Source organism: Candidatus Flexifilum breve (assembly GCF_016713355.1).
In genome coordinates this window covers 118272-131382 of sequence record NZ_JADJPI010000021.1, presented here as the reverse complement: position 1 = coordinate 131382, position 13111 = coordinate 118272, and the positions used below count along the sequence as shown (strand labels likewise).

Here is a 13111-nt window from a genome sequence, read left to right as displayed (position 1 = left end):
GCGCCGCGGCGCACCCGACCATGTGTTGGCTAGTTGAGGACTCTGGATGAGACGACTTCTACTGTTTGTGTGGTTGCTCCTGTTGATGGCCACCGCGGCGTTGGCGCAGCAAGTGACGCCCGCCGTACCTGCGCCCGACTTGACCGAAATCCCGCCCGCCGCCCGCTTCACCGCCACACCGAACATTCCGCATCAGGGCGAAATTCGCCTCTACCCGATTGTGCCCAACCCGAACGATGCGCGTCTGGCGACCTGTGCCGCGCCGACGCTCGAAGGCTTTTTGCCGTATGTGGTGCGTCTCGGCGACCGTCTCGACGTGCTGCTGACGGGCTATACCATGATCACGGTGACACAGTTGGCGGCGCTCAACTGCCTTGACGACCCAACGCAGCTCCCGGTCGGCGCGGTGATCTGGCTTCCGCGGTCGGTGTCCGTGTTCACGGCGTCATCGGTCAGCCCGGTCGATGCGGTCAGCCCGGCGGCGATCCGCGCATTGACCGCCGAGGCGGGCGATAACACCAGCGGCGCAACGCTCACATGGACGGCGCAGGGCGAACATGTCTACCTGTATCCGTGCGTTGACGCTGAGAACTGTGTCCGCCCGCAGACCGCACAGCCTGTGCCCGCGGAAGGGTCGCTGCGCGTGTACCCGTTCGCGACGGCGGGCGAGTACACCTACCGCCTCGAAGCAACGGCAGGCGAGCAGGTGGTCACCGAGGATGTGAGTTTCACGATCACGTGCGCGCAGGATTGGATTGGCGGGCTGGAGATGTCGCGCTGTCCGGAAGATCCGCCGCTGGCGGTGATGATCGCCTATCAGCCGTTCGAGCACGGCGCGCTGATCTGGTTCTCGGATACGCTCGAAATCTACGTGCTGACGGATGATGGTCGCGTGCGCGTGTACGAAGACATTTTCCGTGAAGGCGCGCCCGACCCGACGGCAGAAGCGCCGGAGGGCTTGCTCACGCCCGTGCGCGGCTTTGGCCTGATCTGGGATTTGCTCGGCGGGACAGAGAGCGGTCTCGGCTGGGCGACTGCGCCGGAAATGGGCTTCGACTCGGCGCGGCAGGCGGCGGGACGCACCTCGTACACGACGTATATCCTCGCGCCGGAAAACACGGTCTACGCCGTCACGCTCATCCCCGGCCTGGAAGTCGGCTATTGGTCGCAGGTAAGGTAAAAAGATTCAACGCAAAGACGCAAAGACGCCGAGACGCAAAGGAATTGAGATGAAGCTTCGGACTGATGCTGATCTCGATACTTTGCGCCTTTGTGCCTTTGCGTCTTTGCGTTAGGTACTTTCTTTTTGCTCTGTTGTTTAAGGTCTTTTGCCCTCCGTTACGCTGACGCGCGCGGTTCCTGTGGTAAAATCGCGGCGATATGAGAAGACGACACACATTTCCCCTCCCCCTCGTGCTCATCGCCCTGTCGATGCTGGTGGCCGCGCTGGCGTGTAACCTCACCGACAATGCGCCGCCGCCGTCGTTGGTGCCACGCGCGACGTTTACGCCGCCGCCCACGATTGGTTTCCCGACTCTCGCGCCGGAAGAGTTTCCCGATCAAGCGACCAACGTGCCGCGCGTGGAGACGCAGACCGATACCACGCTGCTCAACGTGATGAATCGCGTGGAGCCCGACCGCCTGATCATGCATATCGATGCGCTGGTCGGCATGCGCACCCGTCATGTGCTGTCCTCATGGACCAGCCCGACGGAGGGAATCGGCGCGGCCTACAACTACATTCTCAACCAGTTCAATCTCATCCGTGACCAGTCGTACCAGAACAGCTTCACGGTGCTGCAGCCGCAGGAATTCGCCGTGAATTTCGCCGATATCAATACCTTTAGCCGCAACATTATCGGTGTGCTGCAGGGGACGGAGACGGGCGCGGGTATCATCCTGATCGGCGCACACTACGACAGCATTACGCGCGACGTGGAAAACGGCAATACCTTCGCGCCCGGCGCGAATGACAATGCGAGCGGCATCGCCGCGCTGATGGAAATCGCCCGCGTGATGAGCCAGACCCCACACCGCGCGACGGTCATGTTCGTCGCTTTTGGCGCGGAAGAGATTCAACGCAAGGGCAGTACCGCCTTCGTCAACGACTATCTGCGCGCCAACAACATCCAGATCGATGCGATGTTCAATATGGACGTGATCGGCAGCAGCACGAGCGGCACAGGCGCGGTCAACGACTACACGATTCGCCTGTTCAGCGCCGAGCCGAATGAATCCTCGTCGCGGCATCTGGCACGCACGCTCAACCTGTTGGGCGCGCGCCTCGCCCCCGGCATGGCCATTGATGTGCAGCCCACGGTTGATCGCGATGGACGCTACGGCGATCACATGTCGTTCAGCGATGCCGGGTTCGCCTCTGTGCGCTTCACCGAAGCGCTGGAAGAACCAGATCGGCACCACACCGAACGCGACACGAAAGACGACATTCAGATCTCGTATCTCATGCGCGCCACACAGACGATCCTCGCCGTCACCACGGCGATGGCTGACGGGCTGCGTCCGCCGCGCTCGGTGCAGCTCCGCGAAGGCGATAACGGTTTCCGCACGCTGGTGTGGGAGCGTGTGCCCGAAGCCGCGGGCTATCTGATCGCGCTGCGCCCGCCGGGATCGCTCATTTACAGCGACTACTTTGAAGTGAACGACAATCAGGTGACATGGGACGGCTTCCGCGCCGACCGCTTCGCTTCGGTCGCGGTTGCGGCGAAGGACGCCAGCGGCTTGATCGGCCCGTTCTCGTTCGAATACACGATTGGCAGTTAACGTCAGCGCTGGGGCAGCCCCTCACCCCCGAGCCCCCTCTCCCACGCAAGCGGGGAGAGGGGTGACTCGGCTTTGCCCCTCCCCGAATTCGGGGGGGGGGTGGGTCGGGTCGCGACGGAGCGTCCTGTGGGGGAGGCACGAACGACTGCCCGCACAGTAAAGGCTGCGGCTAAGGCAAATACGATGTCTGAAATCGAACCGATTCCCCCGGAGCAAGCCCGCGCCATCCTCGACGCCGCTATGAAGCAGCGCCTCGGCGAGGATTGGGAGGATGAGGACAGCGGGTGGCTGCTGGTCACCGGGCACGACTACATGGCGCGCGTGACGCGTGGCCGCCGCAACGTCGATTTCTACGTCGATCTGCTCGGCGCAGTGAGCATCGAAGAGAAAGAGATCAGCCCGGCGCAGGAGAGCGGACGCATGCTCGCGTGGATTTTCCTGATGCTCTCGCTGGGGATCGCCTTCCTGCTCGCGCGGGCGGTCGGATGGCTGTGACGCTGCGCCGCCACGCCGCGATCCTGATCGTCATCGCGGCGATTCTGCTGATCGCCGCGCCGACGCTCACCTATCCGCTCGGGCGCGATCAAGGCGAATTCGCGACCATCGGGCGCGGTCTGCTGCAAGGCAAAGCCCCCTACGTCGATTTGTGGAATCCCAAGCCGCCCGCCGTGTTCTATGTGTACGCGGCGGCGATGGCGCTGTTCGGGCAGACTGCGCCCGCGCTGCGCGCCATTGACCTGCTGATCTTTCCGGTCATCGCGCTGACGCTCTACGCCATTGGCACGCGCCTCGCAGATCGGCGGGTGGGTGTGTGGGCGGCGGCGCTGTTCGGCGTGTTCTACTTCACCGAGACGTTCTGGACGCTCACGCAAAACGACGGGATCGCGCTGCTGCCGATGACGCTGGCCATGTGGTGCGCCATCCGTGCTGCGGATGCCTCGCGCCGTTCGTGGGTGTGGGCGCTGATCAGCGGTGCCATGCTCGGATGGACGTTCTGGTTTAAGTATCCGTTCGCCGTGATGGGCCTGCCCGTGCTGGTCATTTATGCCGTGATCCGGCGATCTTGGGATAAATCGATCCGATCTTGGGATATATTTGCCATATGCGTAGGCGGATTGTTAACACTTGTCGGTGGCGCAGCCGTGATGATGAGTCTGGGTGCGTGGGACGCGCTGCTCGAAAGCGCGCGCCTGACGTCCAGCTATACCACGCTGACTGCCAACCTCCCCGACCTGATCGAAGCGTTCCGCGTGGCGCTGAGCTATCGCTGGTCGCAGTGGGGCTTGCTCGCGCTGTTCGGCGTGCTCGGCGTGATCGTCACGGCACGGCGGCGGGATACGCGCTGGTGGGCGGTGATCGTATGGCTGGTCAGCGGCGCGGCGATGATGCTGGTGCAGGCCAAAGGCTACGATTATCACTGGCTGCCGATGCTCGCGCCGTTAACGCTGCTCGGCGCGTGGGGGATCAACCAAGGACTGAGGACTGAGGTGAAAGGACTGAGGGTAGAGTCTGCCGTTGGACCGCTCTCAGCCCTCCGTCCTCAGTCCTGGATTCCCCTCGCCGGGCTGCTGCTGATCATGGCGGTCGTCATCGGAAGGCCGACCCTGCCGTATCTGACCGGGCAGGAAGATCAGGCGACGTACTACGCGCGCTTTGTCGGTGGCGAATTCCGCGCGGATGAGTCCCTCCAAGTGGTCAACGTGCTGCGCGAACGGGTTGTCCCCGGCGATTCGCTGTTCATCTGGGGCTTTCGCCCGGAGATCTACTACCTGAGCGGACTCAACCCGGCGACGCGCTTTATCTTCCAGTTTCCGCTGGTGGCGGACTGGTATCCGCCCGACTGGCGTGAGCAGACCGCCGAAATCCTGTGGGCCGCGCTGCCGCCCTATGTGATCGTCGCGCAGGTCGATTACATGCCGTGGGTGACGGGCAGTCAGGAGGATTCGAATACGCTGCTGCAATCGTATCCTGACTTAAACGACTGGTTGATCTATAATTACGAGCGCGATTCGCAGATCGGTAATCTTTTTCTATGGCGACGAAAAACGTAGTAACCGTGCGTCCGGCGGTATCCGAGGACATTCCCGCAATCATCGACCTCATTCGACCGTTTGTCGAAGAAGGCACGGTCTTAGCCCGCACCTACAGCGAACTGGACGAACTGCTCCCCAGTTTCCTCGTCGCGACCGAAGAGGACGACTTGATCGGCTGTGTGGTGCTGGAGATTTATTCGCGTAAACTGGCGGAAATCCGCTCGTTGGCCGTGGCGCGGTCGGCGCAGGGTAAAGGCGTGGGGCGCATGCTGGTCGATGCGTGTATCGAGCGAGCGAAAGAGCTCTCCATCCTCGAAGTGATGGCGATCACGTCCGCCGATGGCTTCTTCCAGTCGTGCGGCTTCGATTACACGCTGCCCGGCGCAAAACGGGCGCTGTTCCTCGTGACCAAGGAGCGCAAGCCCCTCGGCGAGTAAGTCGTTTTCACTGCGGTTGCCTGTAGGCAAGGAGTACACCTCATGCTAGATATTCAGCCGCTGAATGACGATCATCACATCTGGGCTCGACAGCTCATTCATGATGAGTGGGGGTCGACACGCATGATCTCGCGGGGACGCCTGCACGATATGACGACCCTGCCCGGCTTTGTCGCGCTGATTGATGATCAGCGGTTGGGGCTGGTAACCTACCGCCTCGACGGTGATGAGTGCGAGATCATGTCGCTGGACAGCCGCGCCGAAGGTCAAGGCATTGGTTCGGCGCTGCTCAAGGCGGTCCAGCAGGTCGCGCGGGCGGCAGGCTGTCGCCGTCTGGTGCTGATCACCACGAACGATAACACCCACGCTTTGCGGTTCTATCAGCGCCGCGGTTGGCGGTTGGCAGCGCTGCATGTGGGCGCGGTCGACGACGGACGGCGGCTCAAGCCGGAGATTCCGTTGATCGGCCATGATGACATCCCGATCCACGATGAAATCGAATTGGAGATGCAGGTATGAGCACCATCCTTCACATCCTCGCACGCTCGGACTGGGCGCACGCGCAGGCGGTCGGCACGTATCACGCCGCCTCGATTGACAGCGAGGGCTTCATCCACTTCTCGACCGCTGCGCAAGTTCAGAACACGGCGAACAATTACTATCAGGGTCACGCGGATCTGGTCGTGCTGGTGATCGATACCGACAAAGTCACGCATGAGCTCAAGTGGGAACTGGCGACCAACGGCCAGCACTTCCCGCATGTGTACGGCGACCTGAATCTCGACGCGGTCATGCGCGTGGTCGACCTGCCCATGCAGCCCGACGGTTCGTTCAAGATCGACCCGGCGATCTTCGGGAGCAACAGCCACCTGTTGGTTCTAGCCTCCATCCCCCCGAATTCAGGAGGGGAGCCAACCTGTATCTCCGCAAAGCCGCCCGCGCTCACCCGTGCCGTGCGTCTAGATGGGGTTGGGGTGAATGACCTGATATTGAACAACTCTTAGAGGTAAATCCATGCGCATTTTGATGCTGGCATTCGGTTCACGCGGCGATGTGCAGCCCTATGTGGCGCTCGGCAAGGGCTTGCAGCGCGCGGGCTTCACCGTGACGTTGGCCGCGGGGCGCAACTTTCAAAGCTGGATTGAGCGGGAAGGGCTGCGCTGCATGCCGTTCCGCATCGACATCGAAGCGTACATGCAGTCGGACTTAGGGAAAGACTGGCTTGGTAACAGCAGCGACAACCCGCAGCGCGAACTGCAAAACATGCGGCGCATGGTCGACACGATTGCCGTCGACGTGGTGGACGATTTGCTCCACATGGTCGCGGATGCGGACGTGCTGGTGAGCGGCCTGCTGACCGTCGAAGTGGTCGCCGCCATCGGGCAGGCGCGCGGCGTCCGTCCGCTGCTCGCCATGATGTCGCCCCTCGCGCCAACCGCCAGCGGCGCGGCGGGGATGCAGGCGCTGCTGCCGCGTCAAACCAATCCGCTCAACCGCTGGTGGGGCTATGTGATCGAAACCATGCTGTTTTCGGCGCTCAAGCCCGCGTCCGTGCTCATGCATCAAAAGCTCGGCCTGCCGCCTGTGCAAACGCGCGAATTCATCCGCGCGGCCAACCGCACGCCGACGCTGCTCGGGATCAGTCCGCTGGTCGTGCCGCACCCGTCCGACTGGGGCGCGCACCACCATGTGACCGGCTACTGGTTCCTCGATGCGCCGCCGGATTGGCAGCCCTCACCTGCCCTTCAGGCGTTCCTCGATGCGGGCGCGCCGCCCGTGTACATCGGCTTTGGCAGCATGTCCAACCGCGACCCGCAGGCCACGACCCGCGTGATGATCGACGCGCTCAAGGCCACCGGACAGCGCGGCATCATCCATTCGGGATGGGCGGGCTTGCACGCCGAGGATTTGCCGGATGACATCTGCCTGCTCGACTTCGCGCCGCACGATTGGCTGTTCCCGCGCATGGCAGCGGTCATCCATCACGGCGGATCGGGGACGACGGGCGCGGCGCTGCGGGCGGGCGTCCCGTCGGCGATTGTCGCGCACATCGGCGATCAGCCGTTCTTCGGTCGGCGGGTGTATGAGCTTGGCGTCGGCGCACCACCGATCAAACGGCACGACCTCACGGCGGAACGCCTCGCCGCGACCATACACGCACTGACGGGCGATGCTGCGCTGCGGAGCCGCGCCGCCGCGTTGGGCGAACGCATCCGCGCGGAGGACGGCGTCGGGAATGCAGTGCGCGTGGTTGAGCGGCTGCTCCGCTAGCTCATCTGCTGGAAAATCGTGCTATGATCGGATGGATGGGAGGGGCAAATGGTGCTAGAGCGCAAACTCACGACAATTGATGAATTTGAGAGTTTCCTCGTGCAGTCCGATCACGGCTTGTTTGAACTCATCGACGGGGAGATCATTGAAAAAGTGCCGACGCGCGAACATGGCATGATCGCGGGCAACATTGTGACCGCGTTCAACAATTACCTGAACACGCGCGAGATCGGCATTGCCGCCGTGAAAGCGCGGCACCGCCCGCCGAACGATCCGCACAATGATCGCATTCCCGATGTGTCGTTCGTGGCCGACACCAATAAGCCCATCGAACGTGAAGGCGCGGCGAACTACATGCCGGATATCGCCGTCGAGATTCGTTCGCCCAAAGACAGTCTCAAGGACATGAGCGATAAAGCGGCCTTTTATTTGCAGCATGGGACGCGGATGGTCTGGCTGATTTATCCGGAAAAGCGCCTCGTCGAAGTGCTGACGCCAGACGCGCGTGAGCTGCTCGGCGAAAGCGAGACGATTTCTGGCGGAGACGTGCTGCCTGAATTCACCTTACCCGTGAGCGCTGTGTTCCGCCGCGTCTAAACCAGACTCAGCCACATCCATTCGAGGTCGTAGTACACCCCATCGATCTTCAGATAGCGGCGGTCGAAGTAGGCCGTCTCAAACCCCGCGCTGGCGTAGAGCCGCCGCGCCGACTCATTGCCCACGGTGACGGCGAGATAAATTTCCTCAGCGTCGGGGATGGTTCTGGCGAACGCAATCACCTCGTTCAGCATCGCGCGGGCGATGCCCCGACCGCGCATATGCGCATTCACGAACACCTGATGAATTTGCAGGCGATGGCGGATTTTCTCGCGGTGACCCGCGTAGAACAGGCTCGACAGCGCGACCTGCTGCCCATCGACGAACACGCCGAAAATAGGATTGTAGGGCAGCGACTGCGCGATGCGCTGCAGGGCGGGGTCGCGGTCAAACATGCCCGGGTCGTTGGCGGATGCGCCAAACGCGGTCGGCGCATCGGTCAGCGCGCGCTGCCAGATAGCGAGATATTGATCGACGTCAGCGGGGGTTAGCGGTCGAATGTCCATCAGCGTCCTTGGTATCGGACGCCTCCAGTTTTGCAAAAACAGCCTCGCCTTCCATATTCCGTGGCGGCGGGGCTCCTTCTCCCTCTCCTAGAACGAGGAGAGGGGAATTGGGCCTACAGCGAACCTCCACCCGGGGTCCCCTGGGAGGGGGTGAGGATACTTCAAACAGGCGCAGCAGCTTGAGCGCGATTTGTAGGTTGGTGCGCAGACCGGGATCGCTCAAGTCCCACGCGCTGATCTCATGAATGCGTTCCAAGCGATAGTTCAGCGTGCTGCGGTGAATGCACAGAATTTCCGCCGTTTTGACGCCGTTGCCGCCCGCGTCGAGATACGCTTCCAGCGTGTTGAACAGATCAGCTTGACCCTCGCCTGCCAGCTTACGCAGCCCAGTGACAAACGGGTTACCCAGCAGCGACTCTTTCCCGGCACGGTAGAGCGCGTACAGGTAGCCGAGATCGTCAAAGCGGACGATCCGCCCATCTTGACTCAGCCGCCGCGTGATCGTCAGCGCGTCCCGGCACTGCTGATGCGCCGCGCCCACGCGATCCGCGCCGCGATGCACGCCGCTCACGCCGATCCGCACATCGCCGATACCCTCGTCGATGCTCCCGGCAATCTGCTTGATGTCGGCTTTGGCGCTCAGGAGGACGAGCACTTCGCCCGCAAACTGCCCGACGACCACGCGCCACTTGTTCGCCACCGCCAGACTGTTGATCCGGCGGTAGAGGTGCAGCAGGCGCGGCGACCCCGTGTCCTGATCTTCGACCAGCAGCACGACGAACGGCTGATTGAGGTCGACGCCGTAGCGCAGCGCCTGATCGGTGAGGATGGCTTCACGCCCGCGTTCGCCTTCGATCAACTGCGAGAGCAGGCCGCCCTTGAGCGACGCTTCCGCGCTTTGAATAGCTTCCTGATGCAGCAGCATGAGCGCGGCGATGGTCGCGCCGATCTCGATGGCCATGCTGTCGAGGTTGGAGATCGGGCGGTCATCGGCGATGATCCACACGTAGCCGTAGATGTTGCTGTGCACGACAATCGGCGCGAGGATGCGCTCCATCTGGAGGCCGACTTCCGGCATTTGCGGCAGATGCACGGGGCGACGCGTCCGGCGAATTTCGCCAAGAATGCCGCGCGTTTCCAACGCCTCGATCAAGCGCGGATCGGTTTTGCCTTCGCTCAACGTGTAGCGCCGCGCTTCGTCGACATCGGCGATGTTGTGACTCGCCAGCGCCTCGAAGCGTTCGTTCTCGATGCTCACCGACTGACCGATCAAGCCCGCCAGCGTGACCGCGAGCTGGCGCAGGTCACCACCCTGCAGCACGAGCATGGTCAGCGTGCGGTGAATGGTCAGCGCGCGTTCCATCATGCCCATGTGCTGCTGGGCAATGCGTTGATTGGTCGCACGGGCGATATCGACAAAGCGCGCCTGATACGGGATTTCGATCAGCGGGAAGGCGTTGGCCTCCGCGATCTCGCGCATGTTGTCGGGCGCGTGATCGATGTGGCGACCCACGGCCAGCGCCAGCGCCGCCACGCCCTGATCGGCCATGGCCTGCACGTAGCGGCGCTGATCGTCGGGGTTTTGCGGCAGGTTGAGCGCGGTCGTCAGCACCAGTTCGCCGCCGTTCAACCACTGCGGCGCGTCCGGCACACTGGACACATGCACCCATTCCACGAGGCGTTCGACGCCTTCGTGACCGGCGACGATCTGCGCGCCCTGCATTTCTTCGAGTTCGAGGATTTCCGCTACGGTGAGCATAGGTTCACTGCGATCACTTGACCAGCGCTAAAGCAAAACCATCATACCCTTTGCTGCCGACGGTCTGCACGGTGGAGAGCCGCACGCGCGGGTCGTTGGCCGCGGCGGCCACAAAGCGCCGGATGCCCTGCACGCGCGAATCGGGATGGTTCGGGTCGACCACACCGCCGCTGCGGATGACGTTATCCACGAGGATCAGGCTGCCCGGTCGCGCCAATTTGACGGACCAGTCGAAATAGTCGGCGGTCGAGTCTTTGTCGGCGTCGATGAAGATGAAGTCGAAGGGCGCAAATTCGGTCAGGCCGGGCAGCAGATCAATCGCCTTGCCTTCGCGTAGTTGGATCAGGTTGTCCAAGCCCGCCTGCGCGAAGTTGCTGCGGGCGACAGCCGCGTGATGGGCGTCGAGTTCGAGCGTGATCAGCTGGCCGTCGGCGGGCAGCGTGCGCGCTAACCAGATCGTGCTGTAGCCACCGAGTGTGCCGATCTCCAGAATGCGGCGCGCGCCGAGGCTTTGCGCCAACAATGCCAGCAGTTGACCTTGCAGCGGCGTGACCTGAATATCCGGCAGTCCCGCGGCCACCGACGCGGCCAAGGCGGCTTCCAAAATCGGATCGCTTGGCGTAAAGGCGTCGGCAAAGTACTGATCCACTGCTGTCCATTGAACTTGAGTCATGCCCATATCCTCTATCTAGGTGACACTTGATTGGCGGAGATACCCCGCCAGCCCCCCCGCCCCGCCGGAAAGCCGCCCCCGCCCCCCCCCCCCCCCCCCCCCCCCCGCCGGCGCGCCCGGTGCTGTGCGTGTCTTGTCCCCTTGACGGCGGCCCGCCCCCCCCCCGCAGGCGCACATCGGTGTAGTGATCGGCGAAATGATGGCGCGCCTTGAGCGCCTCAAAACGCGGATCGAACGTTTCCCGGTAGGCGGCGGGGTTGGTGAAGTTCAGCCGCATATCGTAGGCGTCTTCGTTGTTGCTGTGATAGTAGTTGATCTTCGTCCCGACCGTTTCAAAGCCGTACTTTTTGTACAGGTTCTGCGCGACGACGTTGCTCACGCGCACTTCGAGCACGATATAGGCGGCGCCGAGCGTAAGCGCCCGCCGGATCATCGCGGCGAGCAGAACTTCGCCCCAGCCGTTGCCACGAAACTGCGGATGTGTGGCGATGGTGCTCACGTGGGCTTCGTCGACGATGTTCCACAAACCGCCATAGCCGACAATCACCGTATTGCTCTCGGGCAGGATGCCAAAGTTGCCGATGATGCGCCGCCAGTTCGACGACGGTTTCTCGCCCGCCGACTTTTCCAGCACGACCATGTGGCTGTAGTTCGATTCGGTGATCTCGTACTGATAGGTGCGCGGCGGCCACGGGGGATCGAAGGCCATACGGTCAATCGCGGAGACTTCCGGGATATCTGGGAGGCGCATGTAGCGCAGCGTCAGACTCATGCGGGTATATCTTTAGTCTTCACATAGATCGGGGTGACATCCGCCGCCGGAAACGCCTCGGTCGCGTCGCGCAGGCGATCCCACGCTTCTTCCGCGAGAAAACCCGCGCGGCGCAGGCGGAAGGCGCCCGGCGCGAGTGTGACGGGTACATCGTTGGCCGCGGCCTCATTAATGGTTGCGCGCCCCGTCTCGTCGACTTCGCCCGTGACGATGGCCGCGCCGTCAATGCTGCCGATCAGCGTCGGCCAGTCCAGCAGTTGGGCTTCGCCGCGCGACTTCCAGTGCCCTTTGCGCCACTGGTAGGTCGCGGCGATGATGCGACCGCGCCCAGCCTGCGCCACGGCGATCAGCCCACCTTGAAAATGCGGCTGACCGGCGGCGAGGATGTCGAGCGTGGGGATGCCCACCAGCGGAATGCCCCGCGCGGCGGCCAAGCCTTTGGCCAGCGCCACACCGATGCGCAGCCCGGTGTAGGAACCCGGCCCGGTCGAGACGGCCAGCGCGGTCAAATCGTCCATGGTCAGGTCGGCACGTGTGATGAGATCGCGCACGGCGGGCGCAAGCTGCACCGTATGCATGTTCGGCGAGAACCACGTCTGCTCGGCGCGCACCGCCGCACCGTCATGCAGGGCGAGGGAGAGGTTTTGGGTAGCAGTATCGATAGCTAGTAGCATCAAGGTTCTTTTACCGTAGGGACGCGATTTATCGCGTCCGAAATCTTAATTCATGAGAAGCGCGGACGCCATGAATGGCGTCCCTACACAACGACTTCAAGTGCGCCCGGTGAATTGATCGACCAGCTTGCGGTAGCGTTCGCCGACCGCCGTGAAGATCACGCTGCGCCGTGTCAGTTCGAACGCGCGCAGTTCAATCCACAGGCGTTCGCGCGGCAGCACCGGGGCGATGCGCTCCGCCCATTCGATGACGACAATGCCGCGCGCCTCCAGAATATCATCTAAGCCGATGGCATCGACGTCCGCGACGCCGCTCAACCGGTAGCAGTCAAGATGATAGAGCGGGGTCGAGTCTTTGGCGCGAGAATGCACATGCACGAGGTTAAACGTCGGGCTGATGAGCGGTTCATCTGCGCCCCAACCGACGCCAATCCCTGAGGAAAACACCGTTTTGCCCGCGCCGAGATCGCCGGACAGGCACAGGATGTCGCCGGGCTGCAGCAGCGTCCCCAGTTTGACGCCCAAGCGGCGCGTTTGCTCCGCGTTGTGGCTGATGATATCTAACTCGCCTTCGCGCAAAATTGGCACGATGATCGCTCCTGAAACCT

At 62.7% G+C, this 13111-nt stretch carries 14 protein-coding genes and 1 pseudogene; 9 read left to right on the top strand and 6 right to left on the bottom strand.

The annotated features are described in order from the left end of the window. Nucleotides 1–46 precede the first annotated feature (46 nt). The 9 genes from IPK17_RS19065 to IPK17_RS19025 all read left to right on the top strand — a co-directional run bounded on the left by IPK17_RS19065 (nt 47) and on the right by IPK17_RS19025 (nt 8119). Nucleotides 47–1180 carry a hypothetical protein gene (locus IPK17_RS19065; protein WP_343419280.1) on the top strand — a complete coding sequence of 378 codons (1134 nt, stop codon included), beginning with the start codon at nt 47–49 and terminating at the stop codon, nt 1178–1180. Between the two features lie 200 nt (nt 1181–1380). Then, nucleotides 1381–2781 carry a M20/M25/M40 family metallo-hydrolase gene (locus IPK17_RS19060; protein ID WP_343419279.1) on the top strand — a complete coding sequence of 467 codons (1401 nt, stop codon included), beginning with the start codon at nt 1381–1383 and terminating at the stop codon, nt 2779–2781. A 183-nt stretch (nt 2782–2964) separates the two neighbouring features. After that, nucleotides 2965–3276, top strand: a complete 312-nt coding sequence (locus IPK17_RS19055; RefSeq protein WP_343419278.1) for a hypothetical protein — start codon at nt 2965–2967, stop codon at nt 3274–3276. Beyond that, complete coding sequence (locus tag IPK17_RS19050) at nt 3267–4832, top strand: glycosyltransferase family 39 protein (protein ID WP_343419277.1); 1566 nt, start codon at nt 3267–3269, stop codon at nt 4830–4832. The genes IPK17_RS19055 and IPK17_RS19050 overlap by 10 nt, the downstream gene beginning before the upstream one ends. Continuing rightward, the gene (locus IPK17_RS19045) at nt 4814–5251 is read left to right on the top strand and encodes a GNAT family N-acetyltransferase (protein WP_343419276.1); all 438 of its coding nucleotides are present in this window, start codon (nt 4814–4816) and stop codon (nt 5249–5251) included. The genes IPK17_RS19050 and IPK17_RS19045 overlap by 19 nt, the downstream gene beginning before the upstream one ends. A gap of 42 nt (nt 5252–5293) precedes the next feature. After that, a complete protein-coding gene (locus IPK17_RS19040) occupies nt 5294–5770 on the top strand; it encodes a GNAT family N-acetyltransferase (RefSeq protein WP_343419275.1) in 477 nt (158 codons plus the stop codon). Then, nucleotides 5767–6255, top strand: coding sequence for a DUF952 domain-containing protein (locus IPK17_RS19035; protein ID WP_343419274.1), 489 nt, complete (start codon nt 5767–5769; stop codon nt 6253–6255). The genes IPK17_RS19040 and IPK17_RS19035 overlap by 4 nt, the downstream gene beginning before the upstream one ends. Nucleotides 6256–6265: 10 nt before the next feature. Then, nucleotides 6266–7522, top strand: coding sequence for a glycosyltransferase (locus tag IPK17_RS19030; RefSeq protein WP_343419273.1), 1257 nt, complete (start codon nt 6266–6268; stop codon nt 7520–7522). 48 nt (nt 7523–7570) lie between these two features. Further along, nucleotides 7571–8119, top strand: coding sequence for a Uma2 family endonuclease (locus IPK17_RS19025; protein WP_343419272.1), 549 nt, complete (start codon nt 7571–7573; stop codon nt 8117–8119). Here the strand turns inward: IPK17_RS19025 and IPK17_RS19020 are convergent. The 6 genes and pseudogenes from IPK17_RS19020 to tsaE form a co-directional block, all read right to left on the bottom strand. Beyond that, nucleotides 8116–8625: a GNAT family N-acetyltransferase gene (locus tag IPK17_RS19020; protein ID WP_343419271.1), complete on the bottom strand. Its 510-nt coding sequence runs from the start codon at nt 8623–8625 to the stop codon at nt 8116–8118. The genes IPK17_RS19025 and IPK17_RS19020 overlap by 4 nt on opposite strands. Then, nucleotides 8597–10384: a PucR family transcriptional regulator gene (locus IPK17_RS19015; protein ID WP_343419270.1), complete on the bottom strand. Its 1788-nt coding sequence runs from the start codon at nt 10382–10384 to the stop codon at nt 8597–8599. Before IPK17_RS19015 ends, IPK17_RS19020 begins: the two co-directional genes overlap by 29 nt. Nucleotides 10385–10397: 13 nt before the next feature. Next, nucleotides 10398–11057 carry an O-methyltransferase gene (locus tag IPK17_RS19010; protein WP_343419269.1) on the bottom strand — a complete coding sequence of 220 codons (660 nt, stop codon included), beginning with the start codon at nt 11055–11057 and terminating at the stop codon, nt 10398–10400. Between the two features lie 334 nt (nt 11058–11391). Further along, nucleotides 11392–11766: pseudogene (locus tag IPK17_RS40620) on the bottom strand (GNAT family N-acetyltransferase); the annotation flags it as partial. A 59-nt stretch (nt 11767–11825) separates the two neighbouring features. Beyond that, nucleotides 11826–12503: a tRNA (adenosine(37)-N6)-threonylcarbamoyltransferase complex dimerization subunit type 1 TsaB gene (gene tsaB / locus IPK17_RS19000; protein ID WP_343419267.1), complete on the bottom strand. Its 678-nt coding sequence runs from the start codon at nt 12501–12503 to the stop codon at nt 11826–11828. Between the two features lie 96 nt (nt 12504–12599). Then, entirely contained in the window at nt 12600–13091 is a 492-nt protein-coding gene (tsaE, locus tag IPK17_RS18995) for a tRNA (adenosine(37)-N6)-threonylcarbamoyltransferase complex ATPase subunit type 1 TsaE (protein WP_343419266.1), read from the bottom strand. Nucleotides 13092–13111: the final 20 nt, after the last annotated feature.

Coding starts and splice junctions, on each gene's coding strand:
- IPK17_RS19065 (WP_343419280.1), top strand. CDS start 47: ATGAGACGACTTCTACTGTTTGTGTGGTTGCTCCTGTTGATGGCCACC.
- IPK17_RS19060 (WP_343419279.1), top strand. CDS start 1,381: ATGAGAAGACGACACACATTTCCCCTCCCCCTCGTGCTCATCGCCCTG.
- IPK17_RS19055 (WP_343419278.1), top strand. CDS start 2,965: ATGTCTGAAATCGAACCGATTCCCCCGGAGCAAGCCCGCGCCATCCTC.
- IPK17_RS19050 (WP_343419277.1), top strand. CDS start 3,267: ATGGCTGTGACGCTGCGCCGCCACGCCGCGATCCTGATCGTCATCGCG.
- IPK17_RS19045 (WP_343419276.1), top strand. CDS start 4,814: ATGGCGACGAAAAACGTAGTAACCGTGCGTCCGGCGGTATCCGAGGAC.
- IPK17_RS19040 (WP_343419275.1), top strand. CDS start 5,294: ATGCTAGATATTCAGCCGCTGAATGACGATCATCACATCTGGGCTCGA.
- IPK17_RS19035 (WP_343419274.1), top strand. CDS start 5,767: ATGAGCACCATCCTTCACATCCTCGCACGCTCGGACTGGGCGCACGCG.
- IPK17_RS19030 (WP_343419273.1), top strand. CDS start 6,266: ATGCGCATTTTGATGCTGGCATTCGGTTCACGCGGCGATGTGCAGCCC.
- IPK17_RS19025 (WP_343419272.1), top strand. CDS start 7,571: ATGGTGCTAGAGCGCAAACTCACGACAATTGATGAATTTGAGAGTTTC.
- IPK17_RS19020 (WP_343419271.1), bottom strand. CDS start 8,625: ATGGACATTCGACCGCTAACCCCCGCTGACGTCGATCAATATCTCGCT.
- IPK17_RS19015 (WP_343419270.1), bottom strand. CDS start 10,384: ATGCTCACCGTAGCGGAAATCCTCGAACTCGAAGAAATGCAGGGCGCG.
- IPK17_RS19010 (WP_343419269.1), bottom strand. CDS start 11,057: ATGACTCAAGTTCAATGGACAGCAGTGGATCAGTACTTTGCCGACGCC.
- tsaB (WP_343419267.1), bottom strand. CDS start 12,503: ATGCTACTAGCTATCGATACTGCTACCCAAAACCTCTCCCTCGCCCTG.